Here is a 21,846-nt window from a genome sequence, read left to right on the forward strand (position 1 = left end):
GTGGCCGGTAGTGGTGGACGCCCCGGGCCTGGGCCGGAGCCGACCGGAGCCTCAACCGCCGGACATCCGGTAGTAAAGTCCGGGCAAAGGCTCACCCTGGGGAGGGGCGCATGACGGCGGCACGTCGCAAGCGGATCGTGTGGTGGCTCAGAGGTGTGGCGCTGGCGGCGCTCCTGGTTTATCTGCCGGGCTATCAGGCCTCGTTCTCAGGTGGGCTGGTGGAGGTCGAGCGCTGGCTCAACCACCCGCTGCCGCTGCTCGGAGCCACCGTCGTGCTGGCCGTGGTCTCGCTGGTGATCCAGTTCGAGTTCCGCACCTGGTGGTCGCAGGTCGGCTGCGCGGCCGCCCTGGTGTCGCTCGTCTTCCTCGGGGGGTTGGCCGTGCTCCTGTCGCTGCTGCTCGACCGCGACGGGCAGCCCGTCAGCCGGAAGAGCCACCCGGAGCGCCCGGACCGCGTGCTGACCGTGACCGACGTCGCCTTCTCGATCGACCCGATCTACCGGGTCGAGCTGTTGACCGGCAGCGGCTGGTCCGCCCGGCACTGGGAACTGGGCGAATGGGACATCCGTGGCGGCGAGTTCGGCAGGGTCGACTGGTCCGGGCCGGACCGGATCGCGGTGACCGGGGTGAAGGGGACCGAGACCGTGGTGTTCACCCTCGACCCGGACGGCCGGCCGAGCCGGCAGGGCCCGACGCCCCGGTAGAGCTGGGGGGAGGCGGTAGGCCCTCGCGCGGCGGGGAGGCCGCGCGAGGGCCCGGGCGGGGTTACCAGGTGTCGATGCCCATCTTCTTGGCCGCGTCGTGGACGGCCTTGTAGTGGGCGTGCGACATGCCGGACTGCTTGTCCTTCTCGGGCAGGTTCTTGTCCGCCGCGCGGAACTCGTCGCGGGCCTCGGCGAGCAGGCTCGTGCCGTAGGAGACGGGGACGTCCTTGACGCCGTGGGACGGGTGGGTCTTCTCGGCCGTCTTGCTGCCCGCCTTGATCAGGATGTCGCGGGCCTTGTTGAAGTCGTCGGCCTTGACCGTCTTCGGGTTGCTGAGCTGTGCCTGCACCCGGGCCGTCGGCTGGGCCGGCGTGGTGCCTGCGGCCATGGCGGGAGCGGCAGCGGCGGCGCCGAGGGCGCCGGCGGCGGCGACTGCCACGAGGGCGTTCCGGAGGGTCCTGTTCATGGATATCGATCCCTTCGCAATGTCTAAACATCAGTGCCCGCACCGGACTTGGAGTCCGTGGGAGTGCGAACTCCTCGGCACTACCCTGGCCCTCCTCGGCGGCAAACCGATGGTCGTACGGGAGTGGTTGGGGAGCGGTGGGATCAGGCCGTCTTGTGAAGATGGGGTTATCGGACTGCAGGGTCGGCGGGGGCGGAAGGGTCTCAAGGGAGACGGCCAGGGCGGGCCGTTCGACGAACGGCCCGCCCTGTGTGGTGGATCAGACGTCGAACTCGCCGGCGCGGATGGCGGAGAGAAGCTCGCGCCACTCGGTGGGGGTGAGTTGGGCGATGGCGTCGGGGAGCAGGCTGCTGCGGATGTAGACGGCTTCGGAGGTGACGGCCACCTCCGGGCAGTTGCCGGAATTGGAGCATGCAGCGGGCCTCGCCCAGGAAAGGTTCTCCATCGGTCTTATATCTCCTTCTTGATCTTCGCGATCAGATCGCGGGAGTCTTCAACCGAGAGAGATCTGTCAGTCATCTGCTCGATGATTGAGTGGTACTTCTCCAGGTGTTCTGTTGAGTCGAGGAAGATTGGCCCATCGACCGAGTCGTACATGACGGCGTCAAGACGGGACACCTGGCCATGAGAGTAGTAGATGCCTTGACCAGATCCTTTGAAGCCTCTGGATGCGAAACTGACCACTCGAAGCGTGACGTGTGGCAGTTCGGACAACTCCAGCATCCAACCCAGTTGTTCCCGAGCCGTATCACGTCCTCCGAACTGCATGTGCAGAGCGGCCTCGTGGACGATTGCGTCGTATGGATGGGCGCCTTCTGCCATCAGTGTCTCGGATCGACGCATGCGGTTCTCAACACGAGTCTCCACGACGCGAGGAGTCAGTGGTACCTGAGCATCCTGGAAGATCGCCCGGCAGAATCGCTCTGACTGCATGGGCCCCGGGGGATGGGCGATCTGGTAAGAGTGCAAGCCCCTGGCGTGGTACTCGAACTCGCAGATGTCGAGGAACCCGACCGGAACGAATCCGCGGTACTCCTCCCACCACCCCTTGCCCTTGTTGCCCGCCATCGCTGCAAGTGCCGCAACGTACTCGGGGTCGGTCTCTCCGTACTTGTGAGCGAGGGCGACCACGCGCTCGGGAGTCACCGAGTAGATCCCTTGCTCGATGAGCGTGATCTTCGTGCGGTCCACGCCGAGGACAGCGGCCGCCTCAGTTGTCTTCGTACCGGCGGCATCGCGCATCTTCCTCAGCTCGATGCCAACCCGCTGCCTGCGTGCACTTGGGGTAGATGGCATGTGCTCAAGCATCTACCGGGGCGCCATATCGAGTCCAGCCGCATCTGTGGGTACATGTGTGAGAAGTGGTCGCACATGTACCGTCGCGTGCCCTACAGTCTGTGATGCACCGCTCACCGAACGGATCGTCAGTAGCGCCGCTCGGGCACTGAAGAGCACCCATCTCCGTCACTGGGAGACATCGTGCGTAACCTCAACTCCCCCTCCCTCACCCTCGCTCGCGACACCCTCCGCGACGGCATGACCCGCGTCGGCTGGTCGCCCTCCTCCATCGTGGACGCCGAGCTCGCCCTCGTCGAACTGATCGTCAACGCCTGGCGTCACGGTGAGACGACCTCCCCCGTCGTCCTCATCCACTTCCTCTCGAATACTCTCCGCGTCACCGTCGCGGACCGCTCCTCCACCCTCCCCGAGCAGCGAACGCCCTGCCCGCTCGCCGAGTCCGGCCGGGGCCTCCAATTGGTCGCCGGCCTCACCCACCGCTGGGGCGTCGACCCCCTGAAGCTGGGCAAAATCGTTTGGTTCGAGCTGGACGGTGTCGCGTGATCGCCCACCACCCCATCCACCCGGCCGATCCGGCGCTGCACCACCTCACGGCCCGCCAGATCACCGGACTGATCGTCGAACTCCGGACCGAGGGTCGTGAGTTCGGGCTCCTGTGGCCCTCCGCCCAGCCCGGCGAGACCAACCTCAACGGCCGCGCCCTCGTCTCCCTCGGCAACATCCCGGCGAGCACCCTCATCAACCTCCTCGCCCTCCTCCGCGAGTACAAGCGCGAGCGGGACCGCCGCCGATGCTAGGTCTCCTGACCTTCAACCTCCTGGCCGCCCTCCTCGGCGCCCTCTGCGAAACCCGCGCTCGTCACCTCCAGGTCCGCGAGGACACCCGCGCAGTGCTTGCCGCATGCCAAGCCTGCGATGCCGCATGGCACTTCGCGGTTCCGACGTGCGAGTTCAGTCGGCAGGTAGCCTCCGGGTGGTGAGCACCGATTTTCAGCAGGCCCGGCTGTCCCTCGGTGTGCGGCTACGGGAGTTGCGCACCGAGGCGGGCGTGAACGGCCGCGACCTCGCCGGACGACTGGGCTGGCCGGCGTCGAAGATTTCGAAGCTGGAGAACGGCAAGCAGACGGCCACTCCCGCAGATCTCCAGGCGTGGGCCGAAGCGTTGGGGCGTCCGGAGGTCGCTGCCGAGTTGAAAGGCAGGCTGCAAGGCCTGGAGTCCCGCTATCGGGGATGGAAGCGGGTGCTGGCCGGCGGGCACCGGGTGCGCGAGGAAGCCGGAGTCAGGCACGGCCGGGAGGCGGCGGTGACCACCGGCTACGAACCTGCCATCATCCCGGGCATTTTCCAGATCGCGGAATACGCCCGCCACGTCCTGACTCACGCAACCGATCTGGACGACGGGCCACGTGACATCGAGGAAGGAGTATGTGCCCGGCTGAAGCGCCAGGAGTCCCTCTACCAGCGAGGGAAGCGCTTCCGCTTCATCATGTCCGAGGCCGCACTGTACGTGCAGATCTGTCCGCCCGACATCCTGGCTGCTCAACTCGACCGGCTGGGTGGCCTGCTGGGGCTCGACACGGTTGAGGTGGGGATCGTTCCGTTGGGGGCTCCGGTGACAGTCATTCCCAAGCACGGTTTCTGGATCTACGACGACAGGCTCGCGATCGTCGAGACGTGGAACGCTGAGCTGTGGCTCGATGAACCCGCCGACATCGCGCTGTACCGGAAGGTCTGGGGAAAGCTGCACGATGCTGCGGTGTGCGGCCCCGCGGCACACCGGCTGATCGCCCGTGCGCGCTCGACGCTGGCACTGGCAGCCACCTGAGAAACCTGCGGAAGCCTCGTCGCGCACAGGAGAAATGCGGAGAAATGCCGCTCACGCCAGCAAGGTTGGGCCTCTACCGTGCTGGACAGGACCTTGCCGGCACCCGAATGACCGGCACCGATCGAGAGGAGCCGGAATGGGCGAGCACGGAGACGGCAAGGGTGGCGAGGACGGGGACAAGAAGCAGTCCCCGAAGGAGTCCGACGGCCAGTGGACCAAGCCCGTGAAGCCGCCGAAGAAGTGAGCGCCAACTGATGGATGAATACGCACAGTTGCTGACCCGAATGGAATCGGCGGGGGCGCTGGGCGAGGGGTGGCGGGGCGCGTTCGAGCGTGCCCCGCGCTCTTCCTTCGTCCCGGACTCCGTCTGGGCCCCGGACGGCGACAGCCCGACCGGCTACGGCCTGATCACCCGGGCCGACCATCCGGACGCCTGGTGGGCCCTGGTGAACGCCGACGAGGTGGTGGTCACCCAGATCGATGACGGCCTCGATACCGGGCCGGGCATCGCCACCTCCTCGGCCTCCATGCCGTCCCTCGTCGCGAGAATGCTCCGGCACCTGGACGTGGTCGACGGGAACACCGTGCTCGACATCGGCACCGGCACCGGATGGACGAGCGCGCTCCTCTCCGCCAGGCTCGGCGACGCCCACGTGACCACTGTCGAGGTCGATCGAGCGGTCGCCGCCGCAGCGGTCCGACGACTCACCGCAGCAGGCTTCCACCCCAGTTGCTCGACCGGCGACGGCCTCGAAGGCCAGCCCCTCCGGGCGCCTTACGATCGCGTCCATTCCACGGCGGCGGTTCGCCGACTGCCGCGCGCCTGGCTCGAACAGACCCGCCCCGGCGGCGTGATCGTCACCCCCTGGGGCACGCCCTACGCCAACGCCGGACTCCTGCGCCTGGTGGTCGGCGGTCCGGGGGAGCCCTCCCACGGCAGGTTCGTGGACAACGTCAGCTTCATGTGGGTCCGCAGCCAGCGTCCCCACCCGGTGACCGAACCGACCGACCGGCCGATCCACCGGGGCTCGTCGCCGATCGACCCGGAGCTGGCGCTGGAGAACGTGGACGTGGCGTTCGCCATCGGCCTCCGGGTGCCCGGCGTTCGGTATCACCACACCTGGGACGACACGGACTCCGGCGGCACCTACCGCATGCAGCTCTCCGACGGCGTCGGCTCCTGGGCGTCCGTCCGCCACCACGACTGGGGCGCCGCCGATGCCGTCCAGCAGGCCGGGCCCCGCCGCCTGTGGGACGAGATCGTCCGCGCCCGCCGGGGATGGCTGGCCGACGGCGAATCGGACCTCACCCGCTTCGGCGTGACGATGACGCCGACCGGTGAACAGCACGTGTGGCTCGACGAGCCCGGCAAGCTGATCGGATGACCCGGCCGCGAAGCTTCAAGCGACTGACCTGAGTCCCCGCGTAGGAAGTCGGCCGGTCCGACTTCCTGCGCACAGCCTTCAGAATCCCGGCCGCATCCTGGCCGCCCTTCTCGGCGCCTTTTGTGAAGCTCGCCCGCGCGGTGGAACCGGCGGCGGGCGCAGACGGTCACCTTCGGTGTGACCTCGAACGAATCGCAGACCGATCCCGTCCGCCCCCACGTCAGCCGCAGGCGCATGCTGCTGGGCGTCGCCGGTGTGGCGGGGGCCGCCGTCACCGTCGGGGGCATCGGCTGGTGGGCGCGGCGGGACGCCGACACCGGCCACCGCGTCTGGAGCCGGACCGGTACCGGCAGCCGGGTCGCCCTGTCGGCCACCCCGCAGCCCGACCTCTACGTCGCGGACTTCGACGGCACGGTCAGCGCCCTCGACCTGCGGACCGGCACCCCGCGCTGGAGCGCCAAGGTCACCTCGCACAATCCCGCCGACAGCAACTTCGGCTGGCCGATCGCCGCAGGTGACGGACTGGTCTGCGTGACCACCGACTCCCACGTCCACGCCCTGGACGCCGCGTCCGGAGCCGTCCGATGGGCCGTGCCCGCGCCGGGGGGCTACCTGTCCGGATGGACGGACGGCCCCACCGTCAGCGGGGACGTGTTCGTGACCTGCGACGGCCGCGTCCACTCCTACGACGCGGCGACCGGCGAGGCCCGGTGGGCCGGCCCGCTGGAGGCCGCCTGCGGGCCGGCGGTCGCGGGCGGCACCGTGTACCTCGCCGCCCCCGCAGGCGGGATCTCCGCCTTCGACGCGAAGACCTGTGAGCGGCGCTGGGAGCAGCCCGCCGTCGGCAAGCTCGTCGACCGGCCCGTGGTCCACGAGGGCGTCCTCTACCTGTCCACTTCCGCCGCCTCCGCCCCGACCGGCGCCACTTCGACCGCCTCGACCGCCTCTGCCTCGACCGGCGCCACTTCGACCGCCTCTGCCTCGACCGGCGCCGCCTCGACCGTCTCCGCCCTGGACGCGGCGACCGGCCGGGTGCTCTGGCAGCGTGACGATCTCGGCCACCCCGGTGTCCGGCCCGCCCCGGTCGCCGACGGGACGCTCTGCCTCCTCGACAACGACCGGGTCGTCGCCGTGGAGGCGAGTACGGGCCGCAGCCGGTGGACCTCCTCGGTGCCGGACGGCCTGGGCCGGGGCATGAGCACCATGGCCGTCGCCGACGGCCGGGTCTACGTGGCGCTGAACGACGGTCGGATGCACACCCTCGACCTCGCCACCGGCCGGCTTCAATGGCAGGACGATCCGGCCAAGTTCGGCACCGAGTACACCGGGCTTTCGCTGACGGCCTTCGGCGGCGTCGCCTACCGCGGCAGCCGGGCAGGCCTCTACGCGGCGGGCATACCCGCGGCCTGACCACCGCGCGAGGTCTCGGCGCGGCAGGGCACCGCGCGGTGCGCCTTCAGGCAGCGGGCACTGCCCGTACGGACCTGGCGCCCGGGCCGACGCCACCGATATCCAGGAGAGTGAGCTTTCGAGTCGAGAGGGGGACGATGCACGCCCACGACAGGACCAAGGGTGCCGCCGGCAAGGCCCGCACGCCGGCCCGCACTTCGGAGTCGGCGACCAGGAACCCGAACCGGGCGCAGGCCGCCGCCCAGTCGCTGCTCGCCCTCCAGAGCACCCACGGCAACGCGGCCGTCGTGCAGATGCTCCGCGCGACCAAGATCCAGCGCGCGGCCGACCAGAACCGGCCCATGATCAATCACCAGAACCCTGACGACGACTGGGAGGCCGACAACACCGCGCCCGCGCGTACGGACGGTCTCGTGCTCAGCGGTCACGGCGCCTGGGAGGCCGCGAACGGCACCTTCCGGGTGCCCGCGGGGACGAGGGTGCACTTCTACACGCAGCACGGGATGGTCCTCCCCGACGACCTGGGCGGGCAGGTGGAGAACGGCGCCAACCGGGGCGGCAGCGTGGAACAGGGGCAGGACCGCGGCGCCACGCGCACCGTGGTGGGCGGGCGGAGCCTGCAGAACTACACCATCTCCTACCCCAGCGGCCTCACCATCCGGGGGAACCCGGCGATCGCCACCCCGGTGGGCGGCGGGTACGACGTCGAACTCGACCCGGGGACGCCGGCTGCCGCCGTCATCAACGTCGCCACGCTGACCGACCCCCAACTCGCGGGCCGCTCGATCGTTTTCGACGGCGACGTGCTGCTGAGCGACATCCTGCGGCCCGGCATGGGGGACGTGCACTTCGCGGCCTGCCGCTTCGTCGAGACCAACAGGCCCGGGACGCGCAACCAGGGCCGTCCTCAGGGCTACAACGGCCCCGGCGACCCCGGCGAGGCCGGCGGCCTCTACAACCCCTGACCCGCCCGGCCTCCAACGCTCCGGGCTCCGCGCTCCAGGCTCTGCGCTCCGCGCTCTGCGCAGGAAGTCGGCCCACCCGACTTCCTGCGCAAGGGGCGCCGCCCGGGGCAGGGCTCAACCGGCCACGCGCACCACGTACTTGCCGGTGGCCCGACCCTCCGCCATGGCATCGTGCGCGGCGGGGACGGCGGTCAGGCCGGGGACTTCGGTGACCGGCAGCGTGAGGTCACCGGCGGCGAGCAGGTCGAGGACCGTGCGGATGGCTCGGGCCAGCCGCTCGGGGGCGGTGGCGGCCAGGGCGCGGTGGCTGAAGCCGGTGACGGTGAGGTTCCCGGCCATCAGGCGGCCGAGCGGCGGGAGGTCGGCGACGGCGCCGCCGCCCGCGTTGCCGAAGAGGACGATCCGGCCGTTGGGCGCGGTGAGTTCGAGGTCGAGCTCCAGGGCCTCGGTGCCCAGCGGGTCCAGCACGAGGTCGACGCCCCGGCCGCCGGTCGCGGCCCGGACGGCCTCCGGCAGCGCCTCGTCGCGGGCGAAGGCGTGGTCGTAGCCGGAGGCGACGGCGGCCGCCGCCTTCTCCGGTCGGCCCACCGTGCCGATCAGTCGACCGCCACCCCCGATCAGCGGGACCAGTTGGGCGACGGCGTGGCCGATCCCGCCGCCGGCCGAGTGCACCAGGACGGTGTCCCCGGCGGTGAGCCGGCCGGCGTCGGTGAGCAGCAGCACGGCGGTGGCCAGGCCCATCGGGGCGGCGGCGGCCTCGCGCAGCGCCAGCCCGTCCGGGACGGGCACGGTGAGCGCGGCCTCGGCGAGCACCACCTCGGCCAGGCCGCCGCCGACGGGCGCGGCCGCCACCCGGTCGCCCACCGCCAGTCCGGTGACGCCCTCGCCGACCGCCCGGACGGTGCCGGCCACCTCCTTGCCCGGCCGGTACGGCCAGGCGGTGACGTAGCCGGCGTCGCCCCGGCGGCCCATCACGTCGACGAAGTTCAGCCCGGCGTAGGCGACGTCGACCGCCACCTGGCCGGGGCCGGGGCTCGGGGCCTCGACCTCCCGGATCTCCGTGTGCTCGGCCCCACCGGGTGCGGTCATCACCAGTGCGCGCATGTCGGTCCCCCTCGACTACGATGTTCGACGAACGGCGAAATTGACGTGGGGCAGTGGTACCACGCAGTTTCGATGATTGTCGAACATCGCAGATCAGGCGCAGATCAGATGTTGATCAGAAGTGGATCAGACGCGGATCGGGCGCAGGTCAAACGCAGATCAGAGAGGTCGGATCATGCCCCGCAGCACCCGGCGCCGGCCGGCGCTCACCCACCCCGCGACCGGGGAGATCGACCTGCTCGACGTCCTGCACGCGCTCTCCGACCCCACCCGGATGACCATCGTGCGCATCCTGCGCGCCGAACCCGAGCGGGCCTGCGGCACCTTCCCGGTGGACGTCGCCCCCTCCACCCTCAGCCACCACTTCAAGGTGCTGCGCGAGTCCGGCCTGATCCACCAGCGCGAGGAGGCCAACCGCAAGTTCTCCGCCCTGCGCGCCGTCGACCTGGAACAGCGCTTCCCCGGCCTCCTCGACACCATCCTCGCCGCCCACGCGCGGGCCGAAGCCGACGTACAGGCCGAGCCCCACACGCAGGCCGAGACCTACGCGCGGGCCGAAACCCGCGCGTAGGCAGCCGCCCGCGCGCAGCGGCGCGGCCCGCTCAGCGCAGGCGCGAGGAGGACAGGATCGACGCCAGGTGCGCCACCACCATGCCCCAGGTGATCACCGCGATCCCCGCGACCGCCGCCCGCGTCGCGTCCAGGTTGCCGAGCGCCGCGTCCACCACGGCCGCCGCGAGCAGCACCAGGGAGGCCTCGATGCCGTTCGTCACCCGGTGGATCTTGAACACCGAGGCGAGCCGGCGCGCGGTCGCGATGCCCTGCGAGCGCGGCTGGGTGGACTCCTCGTCCGCCGGGGCCTGCCCGCTGCGGGCCCGGGCCACGTCCACCAGGTCCGTCGAGGCCTTGAGCAGCACCACGCCCAGCGCGGCCGCCAGGCCCACCGACACCCACAGCTCCGACCCGCCCCGGGCCGCCCGCACGCCCGCGCCGATCATCAGCGCCGCGTCCGCCAGATAGGCGCCGAGCCGGTCCACGTAGACCCCGGCCATGCTGAACTGGCGCTTCCAGCGCGCCACTTCGCCGTCGACGCAGTCGAAGAGCAGGAACAGCTGGAACAGCACCGCCGCCAGCACGGCGCCGGTCAGACCGGGGATCAGCAGGGCCGCCCCGCCGCCGACCCCGCAGACCACCATCACCCAGGTGAGGGTGTTCGGCGACACCGAGGTGCGCACCAACTGCCGGGTCGTGCGCAGCGAGATGCGGCGCATGTACAGCCGTCCCGCCCAGTGCTCACCGTTGCGGCTCTGCAGCTTGGCCTGCGGCTGGCACACCTCGCGCAAGTCCGCGAGCGCCGGAGCAGCCACCATGACGACATCCCTCCACCTGTCCCGAAACGATCACCACAGGCTACGGCCTCCCGGGCGCTGCCCCGACCGGCCCTTCGTGGCCGTCCGGAGAGGGGGGAGCCGGCTGCCGGGCGGCCCCGGGAGGAAAACCGGTGGGCCGCCGGAGGGCCCCGGGGCTAGGCTTCGCGGGTTCGCCGGAACCGGAAGCCCCGGCCCCGATCACCCGCCCCCGCAAGCCGGTTGACGTTGACGTGGTCCGGAGCGCAACGAGGAGTGCTGATCATGGTGACCACAGGCGGCGCGGCGCACAGCCCGGGCCTGACCGAACTGCTGGCCGGCCACCGGCCGCAGGGCCCGACGGAGACCGCCGACCACGAGCGCGTCCGCCACCTCACCGGGGCCGCCGACGCCTGGGACCGCGGGACGCCGCTGCACTTCACCGCCTCCGCGCTGATCGTCCACCCGCCGACCCGGCGCGTCCTCCTGCGCTGGCACGTCCGCCAGCAGGCCTGGCTCCAGGTCGGCGGCCACGGCGACCCGGGGGAGACCCGGCCGCTGGACATCGCGCTGCGCGAAGGCCTGGAGGAGACCGGGCTCACCGACCTCACCCCGTGGCCCGACGCCGCCCTCGTCCACCTCGCCCTCGTCCACCTCGCCGTCGTGCCCGTCCCGGCCTCGCCCGCCGAACCGGCCCACGAACACGCCGACCTGCGCTTCCTGCTGGCCACCGGCACCCCGGAGCGGGCACGGCCGGAGAACCCCGCCGCCCCGCTGGAGTGGCTGACCATCGCCGAGGCCCGGCAGCGGACCACCGAGGAGAACCTCCGCGAGACGCTCGACCGGGCCGGCCGCCTGCTCGACGCCCCCGCCTGACCTTCCGAACCCCGCTGGAGCACACCCGGATGCACACCGACCAGACCCTCATCTTCGACGCCGACGACACGCTCTGGGAGAACAACGTCCTCTTCGAGCGCGTCATCGACGGCTTCCTGGACTGGGTCGCCACCCCGGCCGACCGCGACCGCGCCAGGGCCGTCCTCGACGAGATCGAAGCCGCCAACTCCGCCGCCCTCGGCTACGGCGCCGCCGTGTTCCGGCAGAGCCTCGCCGACTGCCTGCGGCGGCTGAACGGCGACCGCACCCCCACCCCGGCCGAAGAAGCCCGGATCGACGGCCTCCTCGCTCCGCTCAGCAGCCGCGAGATCGAGCTGATCCCCGGCGTCGCCGACACCCTCGCCGACCTCGCCGGACGCCACCACCTGCTGCTGCTCACCAAGGGCGACCTCGACGAGCAGCAGCGCAAGGTGACGGCCTCCACGATCGACCACCACTTCCGCGGCGTCCACATCGTGGCCGAGAAGTCGGCGGACACCTACCGGCGGCTCGGCGCCGAGCTCGGCCTCGACCCCGACCGGACCTGGATGATCGGCAACTCGCCCAAGTCCGACATCGCCCCGGCCCGCCGGGCCGGCCTGCGCACGGTCTTCATCCCGCACCAGCACACCTGGGTCCTGGAACACCAGGACCTCGGCCCCGACGAGGCGACCCTGCAACTGGCGGCCTTCCCCGAACTGCTGCGGCACTTCTGACGCAGGCCGGCGGGGTCGGCTGCCTCGGCGAGATCGGCGGGTTCGGCGGCGGTGTTCACAGCGCGAGGCTCACAGCGCGAGCGCCGCCGCCGTCGGCGCCGGTGCGCCACCCCGGTGCAGCCAGGCCCGCTCCGCGGCCGTCCACGTGCTCGTCGTCACCAGGTGGAGCGCCGCGGCCACCGGCACCAGCATCGCGAACAGCACCGACCCGAAGGACAGGTAAGGCAGCAGCCCCGCCCCCGGCTGAGGGGTCGGCTGCGCGGCCGCCGCCCGCCTGGCCCGGCGGAAGTTGACGTACCCGACCGCCGCCAGCCCGGCGTACAGCAGGCCGAACACCGCCAACTGCCCGGCGCCGTGCGCGCCCCCGACGTGCAGGCCGAGCGGCACGCCGAACAGGGTGTGGTCCAGCAGGCCGTTCGGGGTGGTGAACAGGCGGTACATCACCGAGAAGAACGGAACCTGCACCAGCATCGGCAGGCACCCCGCGAACGGCGAAGCCCGCTCCTCCCGGTACAACTCGGCGAGCGCCTCCCGCAGCTTCTCCGGGCGGTCCTTGAACCTCCGGTTCACCTCGGCGACCTTCGGCGCCAGCCGCGCCCGGGACTTCTCCCCCCGCGCCGCCGCGCGCGCGAAGGGATGCAACGCCAGCCGGACGGCGACGGTGAACAGGACGATCGCCAGCGCGGTCGGCAGTACCTGGGCCAGCGCGGCGACGGCGGCATGGGCGACGGCGACGGCCGGGTCGAGAACAGCGAGAACGGACATGGTGGAGCGAGCCCTCCGGGGGTCTCGGAAAACGAGTGGTCGACGGAGGACGGCCGCGTGGAACGGCGGAAGACGACGAAGCTACGCGGCCGCCGGGGCCGCACCCGGCGCCCTCGGGCGTCGCCTGCCCCGGGCATCGGGATCGCGCTGCGGGAGGAAGGCCGTACGGAACGCGCGCCGCCGCAGCACCCCGCTGCGCACCGCCGTGGGCGCCCGCGCGCCCAGCAGCCGCGCCCCCGCCAGCGTGCCCGCGACCGCACCGGCCAGCAGCGCCACGGCGGCGACCGCCGCCACCGACGCGACCGTCCCGCCCTCGGTCACCAGCTCCCCGGTCAGCACCCGGAGCAGCCCGAGGAGCATCGCGACGACGGTCATGCGCTGCTCCTCCTTCGGCGTGACGGGCTTCGGGCCCCACGGACTCGGGGCCGGACTTCAGACGTTCAGGACGATCGCCGAGCCCGCCGAGTTCCCGCCCGGCGCGGAATTCCCGTGGCGCACCCGTGGCGCACCCGTCGCGCCGAGGTGCTTTCGCGGAGCGGTGCAGGGGCGTAGCCGAGGGTGCTACGCGGGGCTACCGTGGAGGGATGAAGACGATTACCCAGCGGGAGTTCCGGAACAACTCCGCCGCGGTGATGGATGCGGTGGAGGCCGGGGAGACCTTCCACATCACCAGGAACGGGGTCGAGGTCGCGGAGCTGCGACCGGTGTCCGGGCGGCGGCGGCTCACGGCGGAGGAGCTGGTGGCGCGGCACGTGAAGCTGCCGCGGGTGGACTACCAGCAGATGCGCAAGGAGGCCGAGGAGTACTTCGGGCCGGAGGAACTGGTGGGCGACGAGGGCGACGACCCGTTCGAGCGGCGGCGTGGCTGAGCGCAGGCGGGCAGCCCGGCGGCGGCTGGCCGGGGTGCTCGACACCTGTGTCTACATCGATCTGGCCCTGCTCTCCCCGGCGAACCTGCCGGCTGTGCCGGAGCTGACCGCGATCACCTTCGCGGAGCTGCAACAGGGTGTGTCGATGGCCCGCGACGCGGTCAGCCGGGCGGCCCGGCTGGAGGTGCTGGGCGCGGCGATGGCCGACTTCGACCCGCTGCCCTTCGACGCGGCGGCGGCCTCCCGCTACGGCACGCTGGTGACCCTCACCATCGCGGCCGGCCGGCAGCCGCGTCCGCGTCGGATCGACCTGATGATCGCGGCCGTGGCCTCGGCCCACGGCCTGCCGCTGTACACGCGCAACGTCGCGGACTTCCGGGGCCTGGGCTCGGCGGTGGAGGTCATCGGGGTGTGACGGCCGCTCTTCGCGCTGGTGGTCTGCCGCCCCTTCGGCCGATCATCTAAGCGGCTTAGAAGTGGAATTGAGGGGGCGGCAGGCCCGGCAGCCGCTCAGCCCAGGCGGACCGTGGTGCCCGTGGCGGCGGAGGCCCGGGCGGCCTCCAGGACGGCCAGGGTGGCCACCGCGTCGCGCGGGTCGACCGGGGGCGGGGTGCCCGGGGAGGCCAGGGCGGCGGCGATGCCCGCGTAGAAGGCGGGGTAGTCGCCCGGTTCGGTGGGCAGCGCGATCGAGGACTCGTCGGTGCCGAGGGTGCCGTACTGCGAGGGCTGGTCGGCACCCCACGGGCGGGCGCCGTCCGGTCGGTGCCCGGCCCGCAGCTCCGCCTCCTGCGGGTCCATGCCGGGCTTGACGTACCCGGCGGCGTCGCCGAGCACCCGCAGCCGGGGGCCGATCAGCGGGGTGATGGCGCTGGTCCACAGGTGCGAGCGGGTGCCGGAGGCGTGCGTGAGGGCGAGGAAGGCGTCGTCGTCGACGACCGCGCCGTCCCGGCGCACGTCGACCTCCGCGTACACCGTCTCCACCGGGCCGAACAGCGTCAGCGCCTGGTCCACCAGGTGGCTGCCCAGGTCGTACAGCGTGCCGCCGACCTCCGCCGGGTCGGCGAGCTCGCGCCAGCCGGGCTTGGGCTTCGGGCGGAACCGCTCGAAACGGGACTCGAAGCGGTGCACCCGGCCGAGCGCGCCGCCCCGGACCAGCCGGGCGGCGGTCAGGAAGTCGCCGTCCCAGCGCCGGTTCTGGAACACGGAGAGCAGGGTGCCCCGGGCCTCGGCGAGCTGGCACAGCTCCAGCGCCTCGGCGGCGGTGCCGGCCAGCGGCTTGTCGACGACGGTGGCCAGCCCGGCGCGCAGGGCGGCGCGGGCGAGCGGAGCGTGGGTGCGGTTGGGCGAGGCGACGACGACGAGGTCGAGCGCGTCCGGGTCGGCGAGCAGCTGCTCGGGGGTGTCGACGGCGCGGGCGCCGGGGTGCTCGCGGCGCAGCTGCTCGCGGCGCTCGGGGCTGGCGGTGACCACGGCGTCCAACCGCAGCCCCGGCGTGGTGGCGATGAGCGGGGCGTGGAAGGCGGAGCCGGCCAGGCCGTAGCCGATCAGGCCGACGCGGAACGGGCGGTCCGGGCGGTCCGGGGAGGACGAGGGGGTCGAGGCGCTCATGCGCCCACTCAATCACGAGGCGCCCGGTTGCTCCCGGTTTCGCAGGGGGCCGGGCCAGGAGGCGGGGCGGGGCGGCGGTGCCGGTCCCGTGGGACGGAACGCGCTGTCGTCGAGCAGGCGTGCGGATTAGGCTGTGCCGCGTCAGGGCCTTCGACAGACGTTGCAACACTTCGGGAGACACGCACGTGGCAGACCGCAAGCCCATCGAGTCCTGGCTGACCGACATGGACGGCGTCCTCATCCACGAGGGCACGCCCATCCCCGGCGCGAAGGAGTTCCTGCGCAGGCTGCGGGAGTCCGGCAAGCCGTTCCTGGTCCTCACCAACAACTCCATCTACACCCCGCGCGACCTCAGCGCCCGCCTGGCCGGGATGGGCCTGGAGGTGCCGGAGGAGTGCATCTGGACCTCCGCCCTGGCCACCGCCAAGTTCCTCAAGGGCCAGCGCCCGGGCGGCACCGCCTACGTGATCGGCGAGGCGGGGCTCACCACCGCGCTGTACCAGGCCGGTTACGTGCTGACCGACAACAACCCGGACTACGTCGTCCTCGGCGAGACCCGCACCTACAGCTTCGAGGCGCTCACCAAGGCGATCCGCCTGATCAACCAGGGCGCCCGGTTCATCTGCACCAACCCCGACGAGACCGGCCCGTCCCCCGAGGGCGTGCTGCCGGCCACCGGCTCGGTCGCGGCCCTGATCACCAAGGCGACCGGCGTCGAGCCGTACTTCGTCGGCAAGCCCAACCCGCTGATGATGCGCGAGGCGCTGAACACCGCCGGGGCCCACTCCGAGACCGCCGTCATGATCGGCGACCGGATGGACACCGACATCGTCGCGGGCATGGAAGCCGGCATGGAGACCATCCTGGTGCTCACCGGCCTGACCGCCGCCGCCGACGTCGAGCGCTTCCCGTACCGGCCGACCCGGGTGGTCAAGTCGATCGCGGACCTGGTCGAGCTGGTCTAGCCTCTGCGGTGCTGTCATGGGCCCCGTCCCGGCCGGTCGCCGGGCCGGGGCCCGTTTCGTACCTGTGGGGAGGCAACGGCGCAATGAGTGCGACGGGGGATGCGGGGCCGCCGGAGGCGCGGCGGGACGCCGGGGGCGTCGGCGGGGAGGCCGACGAGAAGCGGGTCACCTGGGCCGAGCTCTACTTCGACCTGGTCTTCGTCTTCGCGATCACCCAGGTCTCCGGGCTGCTGCACCACCACCACGACGCCACCGGGCTGGTCCGGGCGCTGGTGGTGTTCGTGCCGGTGTACTGGTGCTGGGTGGGCACCACCGTGCAGGCCAACATCCGGGACGTGGACAACCTGCGGGACCGCCTCGGCATCCTGGCGGTCGGGCTGGCCGGCCTGTTCATGGCGCTCGCCGTCCCGGGCGCGTACGGCGGGCGGGGCGTGCTGCTCGGCGCCGCGTACTGGCTGGCCCGGCTGGTGCTGCTGCTCCTGCTGATCCGCCTGCCGGGCGTCTGGCGCGGCCCGTACGGCGCCGGCGTGCTGGTCAGCGGGCCGCTGCTGGTCGTGGGCGGGCTGATGCCGGACGGGCCGCGGCTGGCCCTGTGGGCGGCGGCAGCGCTCTGCGACCTGGCCGCGCCGCTGGTGTTCCGGCGGCGGCTGGCGGCGGTGGCGTACCACCCCTCGCACATGCCGGAGCGGTTCGCGCTGTTCCTGCTGGTGGCACTCGGCGAGTCGATCGTCGGCATCGGCGGGACGGCGGCCGGCGCCCGGCTGGACGTGGCCGAACTCGCCGCCGTGGCCGCCGCGTTCACCATCTCGGCGGGGCTGTGGTGGCAATACTTCGTGTACGCGGCGGACGCCATGCGGTACGCCGTCGAGGTCGCCGACTCCCGGCGGGACGTCGTCCGGCGGATCTTCCAATACGGGCACCTGGCGCTGGCCGCCGGGGTGATCGGGGTGGCGGTCGGCTTCGGGGAGACCGTCGCGGACCCGTGGCAGGCGCTCGGCCCGGGGTCGGTGGCGCTGCTGTACGGCGGGTGCGGGCTGTACCTGCTGACCTTCGGATACACCCGCTGGATGATGTTCCGCAAGGTGGCGACGACCCGGCTCGGTGCGGCGGCGGTGGTGCTGGGGCTGGCGCCGGCGGTGGTGCGGCTGCCGGCGCTGGCGGTGCTGGTGGCACTGGCGGTGCTGCTGGTGGCGCTCAACGTGGTGGAGCACGTCCGGGTGGTGCGGGCGGCCGGTTCGGACCCCGCGCCGGTGGCTCCCTCGGGGTCGGCGCTGCCTGTAGTTCCCGCTGGGGCCCCGCTGCCTGGTGGGTCCGCGCTGCCTTCTGCGGCTTCGGCGGCTTCTGCGGCTTCGGCGGAGTGAGTTGTCGGTGGGGCTGTGTAGCGTTCGGGGTGAAAGAGGGCGTGCGGCACAACAGCCGCGGTGTGGGAGGTAGATGTCGTGACGGACACGGTCGAGGCGGGCGTGGTGGAGGCCGGCGAGGGCGGCGGGCTGGAGCTGCCCGAGTCCTGGCGCCCGGTGCTGGGCGCCGAGACGGAGAAGCCGTACTTCGCCGAGCTGGCGGCCTTCGTGGCGGCCGAGCGCGCGCAGCACCAGGTGTTCCCGCCGAGCGGCCAGGAGTTCGCCGCGCTGGAGGCCACGCCGTACGAGAAGGTCCGGGTGCTGGTCCTCGGGCAGGACCCGTACCACGACGACGGCCAGGCCCACGGCATGAGCTTCTCGGTGCTGCCCGGCACCAGGACGCCGCCCTCGCTGCGCAACATCTTCAAGGAGCTGGACGCCGACCTCGGCATCCCCGCCCCGGACAACGGCTACCTGATGCACTGGGCCGAACAGGGCGTCCTGCTGCTCAACGCGGTGCTCACGGTGCGCGCGCACGAGGCCAACTCGCACAAGGCGAAGGGCTGGGAGAAGTTCACCGACGCCGTGATCAAGGCGGTGAGCGAGCGCGAGGAGCCGGTGGTCTTCGTGCTGTGGGGCAACTACGCGAAGAAGAAGCTGCCGCTGATCGACACGTCCAAGCACGTGGTCGTGCAGGGGGCGCACCCGTCGCCGCTGTCGGCCAAGCTGTTCTTCGGCAGCCGCCCGTTCTCGCAGATCGACACGGCGCTGGACGGCTTCGGCGGCGAGCCGATCGACTGGCAGGTGCCCAACCTGAAGCAGGGCTGAGCACCTGGGGCTGAGCGCCCGGGAGTTGGGTGAGGGGCGGTCCGGGCGGGCGGGGTCGCCCGTCCGCCCGCTCACGGCCACCCGGCGTTCACCGCCCGTCGCGGGCGGGCGGTGGCCGGTGTGCTTAGCTGGTGCCGACCGGTCGCCGGACCGGCTCTGGGGGGAGGGGCGGTACGTGCGCCGGGTGGGACGGGTAGTGGCAATCCGACGGGCCCTGGGGGCGGCCCTGGTCGTGCTGTTGGCGGGGGCCGCGGGCTGTAGCGGTTCGACCGCCGGATCGGCCAAGGGATCACCCGGCGGCCCGGGCGGCGGCGCATCGGCCGGTGCCGCGGCCGGCGGGACCGCCGCCGTACCCACAGCCGCGCCCACCGCCTCCGCCGCGAACCCGGGCACCGGCCCCGCGAGCCTCGCCCAGCTCCCCGGCCAGGCCTTCTACGTCTCCGACCAGACCAACGCCGCCCGGCAGGTGACCGCCCTGCGCGGCCAGGGCCGGCCGGCGGAGGCCGACACGATGCTGCGGATCGCCGCCCAGCCCTCCTCGCAGTGGCTCGGCGAGCAGGGCGCCAAGGAGATCGCCGAACAGGTCAGCCGCCGGGCCGCCGAGGCGGACCGGACGGCGGTCTTCGTCGCCTACAACATCCCGCACCGCGACTGCGGCCTGTACTCGGCCGGCGGCGCCGCCGACGCCGCCTCCTACCGGGCCTGGATCAGCGGTGTCGCGGAGGCCCTCGGCGACCGCAAGGCCTGGGTGGTGCTGGAGCCGGACGCCGTCGCGCACACCCTGGACAGCTGCGGGATCAAGGGCGACCTGGCCGCCGAGCGGTACGGCCTGCTGGCCTTCGCCGTGCAGGAGCTGAAGAAGCGTCCGCAGGTGCGGGTCTACCTGGACGCGGGCAACCCCGGCTGGTCGCAGGACCCGGCCGAACTGTCCACCGCGCTGCGCAAGTCGGGGATCGCGGCGGCGGACGGCTTCGCGGTGAACGTCGCCAACTTCTACGACACCGGCCGCAACACGGCCTATGGCGGCCAGCTCTCCGCCGCCCTGGGCGGGAAGCACTTCGTCATCGACACCAGCCGCAACGGCAACGGCCCGCTGGGCGGCGACGCCTGGTGCAACCCGCCCGGCCGCGCGCTCGGTGAGCGGCCGACCGCCGACACCGGCCGGGCCGGGGTCGACGCCTACCTGTGGATCAAGAATCCGGGGGAGTCGGACGGCGAGTGCGGGCGCGGCGAGCCCCGGGCGGGCGAGTTCTGGCTGCCGTACGCGCTCGGCCTGGCGCAGGCCGCCCGCTGAGGGGGCTGATCCGCACCAGTGTCGGTCTGCACCAGTGCGGGTCCGCGCCAGTGCCGGTCTGCACCAGTCCGGGTCCGTACCAGGCCGTGACGCACCCGGTGTCGCTCAGCCGGTCACCTGGATCCAGCGCGCGACCGACGGAGTGCCGGCGGCGTCGGTCAGGAACAGCATGTACCAGCCGGGCGGCAGCAGGTTGGGGTTGGCGGGGAGCGTGAGCGAGACCCCGTCGGCCGTGCGACCGCTGATGTCCAAGGCCACCGACCGCTGTTCGACGTCGGTCACGTGGGTGACCGAACTCGGCCGGATCAGCTTGGCGGTGGCGACCGCGTCCGGCCGGGCGGTGCCGATCCGCACGGTGGTGCCGAGCTTCGCGGCCTCCGGCGCGGCGGCCACCTGTGGGCGGTCGCCGTGGAACAGGTACGGCGGGGTGTAGATCTCGATGCGCTGCTCGAAGCCGCCCGGCGTGGTCTCGGCCTTGTCCGCGAACAGCGGGTTGGAACCGAGCACGGCCACCCGGCCGTCCGGCAGCAGCAGCGCCTCGGAGTGGTAGTTGCGGCCGACGGCGGGCTCGGCGGCGGTGCTGAAGCTGTTGGTGTCCGGGTGGTACACCTGCGCTTTGAGCAGGTCGCTGGCACCCCGGCCCCGGTAGCCGCTGGAGCCGCCGGTGGTGAACACGGTGTCGTCCGGGAGGATCACGCTGTTCAGGTAGCGGGTGCCGCCGGCCGGCAGGTCCGGGCCCGGGGTGAAGGCGGGCTTGGCGGCGGAGAGGTCGACGATGTCGGTGCGGGCGGTGGACAGCGGCGACTCGCCGACGCCCCCGCCGCCGAGCACCATCACCTTCTGGGCCTGCGCGGGCGGCAGCAGCACCGAGGACGAGGTCTCGGTGAGGGCGGGGTCGCGCAGGCCGGGGACGGGCTGGAAGCCGTTGTTCGACAGGTCCCACACCCCGGGGTCGCGGCCTTTGTCGGCCGGGCCGTAGCCGCCGTTGGAGCCCGAGTAGAAGAGCTTGCCGGAGGCGGTCAGGAAGATCGACGGGTAGGTCGGGAAGTAGCGGTCCGGGCCCTTGGACCAGGTCTTGTTCTTCGGGTCGTAGATCTCGTTGTCGTTGCCGTTGAGGATCTCCCCGGTGTCGTCCAGGCCCGAGACGGTGACCACCCGTCCGTCCCCCAGTCCGGTGAGCGTCGGGTACCAGCGGGCGTACGCCATGTCGGTGACCTGCTCGTACAGCTCGGTGTCCGGGTTGAACTCGAACGCGGAGCGGATGCCCTGGTACTCCTGCTTGTCCAGGGTCAGCTTGGTGCTCTGCCCGTACAGGTTGTGGGCGTCGACCCCGGCCAGGCCCTTGATCCGGTACTGGGCGGGGGAGTCGGTGACGTAGTCGGCGCCCTCGCCGACCGCCTCGACGAACACGTGCTGCTCGCCGGCGGTGACGACGGTCTGCTTGCCGGTGCCTGTCTTCGCCGCGGCCGGGACGGTCACCGGCACGGTGGAGGCGTACTCGCGTCCGTTCGGGCCGACGAAGACGGTGCCCTTGGGCAACGTCCTGGCGCGCTCGGGGCTTTCGTTGCGCACCCGCATGACGCCGGCCGCCCTCTTCACCACGCCCGCCAGCTTCTCGTACCGCTGGGTGCCGCCGGCCACCAGGACGCGGCCGTCCGGCAGCGAGGCGTGGCCGCCGCAGAACATGTCGGCCGGGGTGGGTATCAGCTTGTAGGTGCTCGCGGCCGGGTCCCAGAGCAGGCTGCGGAAGCTGCCCGCGTCGAAGCGCTTCTCGTCGTTGCCGGAGCCGGCCACGATGAGGACCTTGCCGGTGCGCAGCAGCGTGGCGTGGACGGCGTTGACCCGGAACTCGGCGGGGAGCGTGAGGGTCTGCCAGTGGCCGTACTCCGCCTTGTAGTCGGGGCGGTTGATCACGTACTGGTGGTACTGCTGGCTGGCGAAGCCGAGGACGGCGGGCGCGTTCATCCCGGCGACGGTCAGCGCGACGGTGCTGCCGAGGGCGAAGCGCTTGGTCCGGCCGGTCTTGTGGATCTTCACGGTGGTTGGTCCCCTCGTGAGGTTCGGGAGCTCGTGAGGTTCGGG

At 72.2% G+C, this 21,846-nt stretch carries 25 protein-coding genes; 16 read left to right on the forward strand and 9 right to left on the reverse strand.

Going from position 1 to position 21,846, the window contains the following annotated elements:
* Window positions 1–110: 110 nt before the first annotated feature.
* Window positions 111–704, forward strand: coding sequence for a hypothetical protein (locus tag A6F73_RS21130; RefSeq protein ID WP_159398501.1), 594 nt, complete (start codon window positions 111–113; stop codon window positions 702–704).
* A gap of 61 nt (window positions 705–765) precedes the next feature.
* On the opposite strand, the gene A6F73_RS21135 is transcribed toward A6F73_RS21130, so the two are convergent.
* The 3 genes from A6F73_RS21135 to A6F73_RS21140 form a co-directional block, all read right to left on the reverse strand.
* Entirely contained in the window at window positions 766–1,170 is a 405-nt protein-coding gene (locus A6F73_RS21135) for a hypothetical protein (RefSeq protein WP_107452925.1), read from the reverse strand.
* A 259-nt stretch (window positions 1,171–1,429) separates the two neighbouring features.
* Window positions 1,430–1,615: a DUF397 domain-containing protein gene (locus A6F73_RS39470; RefSeq protein ID WP_079135857.1), complete on the reverse strand. Its 186-nt coding sequence runs from the start codon at window positions 1,613–1,615 to the stop codon at window positions 1,430–1,432.
* Window positions 1,616–1,620: 5 nt separating this feature from the next.
* Window positions 1,621–2,478, reverse strand: coding sequence for a helix-turn-helix transcriptional regulator (locus tag A6F73_RS21140; protein WP_079135858.1), 858 nt, complete (start codon window positions 2,476–2,478; stop codon window positions 1,621–1,623).
* A gap of 171 nt (window positions 2,479–2,649) precedes the next feature.
* On the opposite strand from A6F73_RS21140, the gene A6F73_RS21145 reads away from it, so the two are divergent.
* The 6 genes from A6F73_RS21145 (at window position 2,650) to A6F73_RS21170 (ending at window position 8,053) form a co-directional block, all read left to right on the forward strand.
* Entirely contained in the window at window positions 2,650–3,012 is a 363-nt protein-coding gene (locus A6F73_RS21145) for an ATP-binding protein (protein ID WP_063349239.1), read from the forward strand.
* Window positions 3,009–3,266, forward strand: a complete 258-nt coding sequence (locus tag A6F73_RS21150) for a hypothetical protein (RefSeq protein WP_063349240.1) — start codon at window positions 3,009–3,011, stop codon at window positions 3,264–3,266. The genes A6F73_RS21145 and A6F73_RS21150 overlap by 4 nt, the downstream gene beginning before the upstream one ends.
* A 178-nt stretch (window positions 3,267–3,444) precedes the next feature.
* The gene (locus tag A6F73_RS21155; RefSeq protein ID WP_063351379.1) at window positions 3,445–4,293 is read left to right on the forward strand and encodes a helix-turn-helix transcriptional regulator; all 849 of its coding nucleotides are present in this window, start codon (window positions 3,445–3,447) and stop codon (window positions 4,291–4,293) included.
* Window positions 4,294–4,547: 254 nt separating this feature from the next.
* Window positions 4,548–5,678 carry a methyltransferase domain-containing protein gene (locus A6F73_RS21160; RefSeq protein ID WP_063349241.1) on the forward strand — a complete coding sequence of 377 codons (1,131 nt, stop codon included), beginning with the start codon at window positions 4,548–4,550 and terminating at the stop codon, window positions 5,676–5,678.
* 177 nt (window positions 5,679–5,855) lie between these two features.
* Window positions 5,856–7,088, forward strand: coding sequence for a PQQ-binding-like beta-propeller repeat protein (locus A6F73_RS21165; protein WP_063349242.1), 1,233 nt, complete (start codon window positions 5,856–5,858; stop codon window positions 7,086–7,088).
* A gap of 137 nt (window positions 7,089–7,225) precedes the next feature.
* Entirely contained in the window at window positions 7,226–8,053 is an 828-nt protein-coding gene (locus A6F73_RS21170; RefSeq protein WP_063349243.1) for a putative adhesin, read from the forward strand.
* 114 nt (window positions 8,054–8,167) lie between these two features.
* Here A6F73_RS21170 and A6F73_RS21175 read toward each other — a convergent pair whose 3' ends face one another.
* Window positions 8,168–9,157 carry a zinc-binding dehydrogenase gene (locus tag A6F73_RS21175; protein ID WP_063349244.1) on the reverse strand — a complete coding sequence of 330 codons (990 nt, stop codon included), beginning with the start codon at window positions 9,155–9,157 and terminating at the stop codon, window positions 8,168–8,170.
* 175 nt (window positions 9,158–9,332) lie between these two features.
* Here A6F73_RS21175 and A6F73_RS21180 point away from each other — a divergent pair, with 175 nt between their 5' ends.
* Entirely contained in the window at window positions 9,333–9,728 is a 396-nt protein-coding gene (locus A6F73_RS21180) for a helix-turn-helix domain-containing protein (RefSeq protein WP_079135859.1), read from the forward strand.
* Between the two features lie 31 nt (window positions 9,729–9,759).
* On the opposite strand, the gene A6F73_RS21185 is transcribed toward A6F73_RS21180, so the two are convergent.
* On the reverse strand, window positions 9,760–10,527 hold the full coding sequence (locus A6F73_RS21185; RefSeq protein ID WP_063349245.1) for a CDP-alcohol phosphatidyltransferase family protein: 768 nt from the start codon (window positions 10,525–10,527) through the stop codon (window positions 9,760–9,762).
* A 261-nt stretch (window positions 10,528–10,788) separates the two neighbouring features.
* On the opposite strand from A6F73_RS21185, the gene A6F73_RS21190 reads away from it, so the two are divergent.
* Window positions 10,789–11,379: an NUDIX domain-containing protein gene (locus tag A6F73_RS21190; protein WP_063351380.1), complete on the forward strand. Its 591-nt coding sequence runs from the start codon at window positions 10,789–10,791 to the stop codon at window positions 11,377–11,379.
* A 29-nt stretch (window positions 11,380–11,408) separates the two neighbouring features.
* On the forward strand, window positions 11,409–12,095 hold the full coding sequence (locus A6F73_RS21195; protein ID WP_063349246.1) for an HAD family hydrolase: 687 nt from the start codon (window positions 11,409–11,411) through the stop codon (window positions 12,093–12,095).
* A 69-nt stretch (window positions 12,096–12,164) separates the two neighbouring features.
* Here A6F73_RS21195 and A6F73_RS21200 read toward each other — a convergent pair whose 3' ends face one another.
* A complete protein-coding gene (locus A6F73_RS21200) occupies window positions 12,165–12,860 on the reverse strand; it encodes a YidC/Oxa1 family membrane protein insertase (protein WP_063349247.1) in 696 nt (231 codons plus the stop codon).
* A gap of 81 nt (window positions 12,861–12,941) precedes the next feature.
* Window positions 12,942–13,235: a DUF6412 domain-containing protein gene (locus tag A6F73_RS21205; protein WP_063349248.1), complete on the reverse strand. Its 294-nt coding sequence runs from the start codon at window positions 13,233–13,235 to the stop codon at window positions 12,942–12,944.
* A 209-nt stretch (window positions 13,236–13,444) separates the two neighbouring features.
* Between A6F73_RS21205 and A6F73_RS21210 the strand changes: the two genes are divergently transcribed.
* Both A6F73_RS21210 and A6F73_RS21215 read left to right on the forward strand, forming a co-directional pair.
* Window positions 13,445–13,729 carry a type II toxin-antitoxin system prevent-host-death family antitoxin gene (locus A6F73_RS21210; protein WP_063349249.1) on the forward strand — a complete coding sequence of 95 codons (285 nt, stop codon included), beginning with the start codon at window positions 13,445–13,447 and terminating at the stop codon, window positions 13,727–13,729.
* A complete protein-coding gene (locus tag A6F73_RS21215) occupies window positions 13,722–14,144 on the forward strand; it encodes a type II toxin-antitoxin system VapC family toxin (protein WP_244293450.1) in 423 nt (140 codons plus the stop codon). The genes A6F73_RS21210 and A6F73_RS21215 overlap by 8 nt, the downstream gene beginning before the upstream one ends.
* Before the next feature lie 95 nt (window positions 14,145–14,239).
* Here A6F73_RS21215 and A6F73_RS21220 read toward each other — a convergent pair whose 3' ends face one another.
* Complete coding sequence (locus tag A6F73_RS21220) at window positions 14,240–15,337, reverse strand: Gfo/Idh/MocA family oxidoreductase (RefSeq protein ID WP_063349251.1); 1,098 nt, start codon at window positions 15,335–15,337, stop codon at window positions 14,240–14,242.
* Window positions 15,338–15,522: 185 nt separating this feature from the next.
* On the opposite strand from A6F73_RS21220, the gene A6F73_RS21225 reads away from it, so the two are divergent.
* From A6F73_RS21225 to A6F73_RS21240, 4 genes are all read left to right on the forward strand, one after another.
* Window positions 15,523–16,302 carry an HAD-IIA family hydrolase gene (locus tag A6F73_RS21225; RefSeq protein WP_063349252.1) on the forward strand — a complete coding sequence of 260 codons (780 nt, stop codon included), beginning with the start codon at window positions 15,523–15,525 and terminating at the stop codon, window positions 16,300–16,302.
* Between the two features lie 83 nt (window positions 16,303–16,385).
* Window positions 16,386–17,663, forward strand: coding sequence for a low temperature requirement protein A (locus tag A6F73_RS21230; RefSeq protein WP_063349253.1), 1,278 nt, complete (start codon window positions 16,386–16,388; stop codon window positions 17,661–17,663).
* Window positions 17,664–17,741: 78 nt separating this feature from the next.
* A complete protein-coding gene (locus tag A6F73_RS21235; protein ID WP_244293451.1) occupies window positions 17,742–18,470 on the forward strand; it encodes a uracil-DNA glycosylase in 729 nt (242 codons plus the stop codon).
* 196 nt (window positions 18,471–18,666) lie between these two features.
* Entirely contained in the window at window positions 18,667–19,764 is a 1,098-nt protein-coding gene (locus A6F73_RS21240) for a glycoside hydrolase family 6 protein (RefSeq protein ID WP_079135860.1), read from the forward strand.
* 105 nt (window positions 19,765–19,869) lie between these two features.
* Here the strand turns inward: A6F73_RS21240 and A6F73_RS21245 are convergent, their stop codons facing one another.
* Entirely contained in the window at window positions 19,870–21,729 is a 1,860-nt protein-coding gene (locus A6F73_RS21245) for a galactose oxidase-like domain-containing protein (RefSeq protein WP_079136312.1), read from the reverse strand.
* Between the last annotated feature and the right edge of the window lie 117 nt (window positions 21,730–21,846).

The sequence above is a fragment of the Streptomyces sp. MJM8645 genome, assembly GCF_001625365.1.
Classification (GTDB): Bacteria; Actinomycetota; Actinomycetes; order Streptomycetales; family Streptomycetaceae; genus Kitasatospora.

Coding starts and splice junctions, on each gene's coding strand:
- A6F73_RS21130 (WP_159398501.1), top strand. CDS start 111: ATGACGGCGGCACGTCGCAAGCGGATCGTGTGGTGGCTCAGAGGTGTG.
- A6F73_RS21135 (WP_107452925.1), bottom strand. CDS start 1,170: ATGAACAGGACCCTCCGGAACGCCCTCGTGGCAGTCGCCGCCGCCGGC.
- A6F73_RS39470 (WP_079135857.1), bottom strand. CDS start 1,615: ATGGAGAACCTTTCCTGGGCGAGGCCCGCTGCATGCTCCAATTCCGGC.
- A6F73_RS21140 (WP_079135858.1), bottom strand. CDS start 2,478: ATGCTTGAGCACATGCCATCTACCCCAAGTGCACGCAGGCAGCGGGTT.
- A6F73_RS21160 (WP_063349241.1), top strand. CDS start 4,548: ATGGATGAATACGCACAGTTGCTGACCCGAATGGAATCGGCGGGGGCG.
- A6F73_RS21170 (WP_063349243.1), top strand. CDS start 7,226: ATGCACGCCCACGACAGGACCAAGGGTGCCGCCGGCAAGGCCCGCACG.
- A6F73_RS21175 (WP_063349244.1), bottom strand. CDS start 9,157: ATGCGCGCACTGGTGATGACCGCACCCGGTGGGGCCGAGCACACGGAG.
- A6F73_RS21180 (WP_079135859.1), top strand. CDS start 9,333: ATGCCCCGCAGCACCCGGCGCCGGCCGGCGCTCACCCACCCCGCGACC.
- A6F73_RS21185 (WP_063349245.1), bottom strand. CDS start 10,527: ATGGTGGCTGCTCCGGCGCTCGCGGACTTGCGCGAGGTGTGCCAGCCG.
- A6F73_RS21190 (WP_063351380.1), top strand. CDS start 10,789: ATGGTGACCACAGGCGGCGCGGCGCACAGCCCGGGCCTGACCGAACTG.
- A6F73_RS21195 (WP_063349246.1), top strand. CDS start 11,409: ATGCACACCGACCAGACCCTCATCTTCGACGCCGACGACACGCTCTGG.
- A6F73_RS21200 (WP_063349247.1), bottom strand. CDS start 12,860: ATGTCCGTTCTCGCTGTTCTCGACCCGGCCGTCGCCGTCGCCCATGCC.
- A6F73_RS21205 (WP_063349248.1), bottom strand. CDS start 13,235: ATGACCGTCGTCGCGATGCTCCTCGGGCTGCTCCGGGTGCTGACCGGG.
- A6F73_RS21210 (WP_063349249.1), top strand. CDS start 13,445: ATGAAGACGATTACCCAGCGGGAGTTCCGGAACAACTCCGCCGCGGTG.
- A6F73_RS21220 (WP_063349251.1), bottom strand. CDS start 15,337: ATGAGCGCCTCGACCCCCTCGTCCTCCCCGGACCGCCCGGACCGCCCG.
- A6F73_RS21230 (WP_063349253.1), top strand. CDS start 16,386: ATGAGTGCGACGGGGGATGCGGGGCCGCCGGAGGCGCGGCGGGACGCC.
- A6F73_RS21245 (WP_079136312.1), bottom strand. CDS start 21,729: ATGAACGCGCCCGCCGTCCTCGGCTTCGCCAGCCAGCAGTACCACCAG.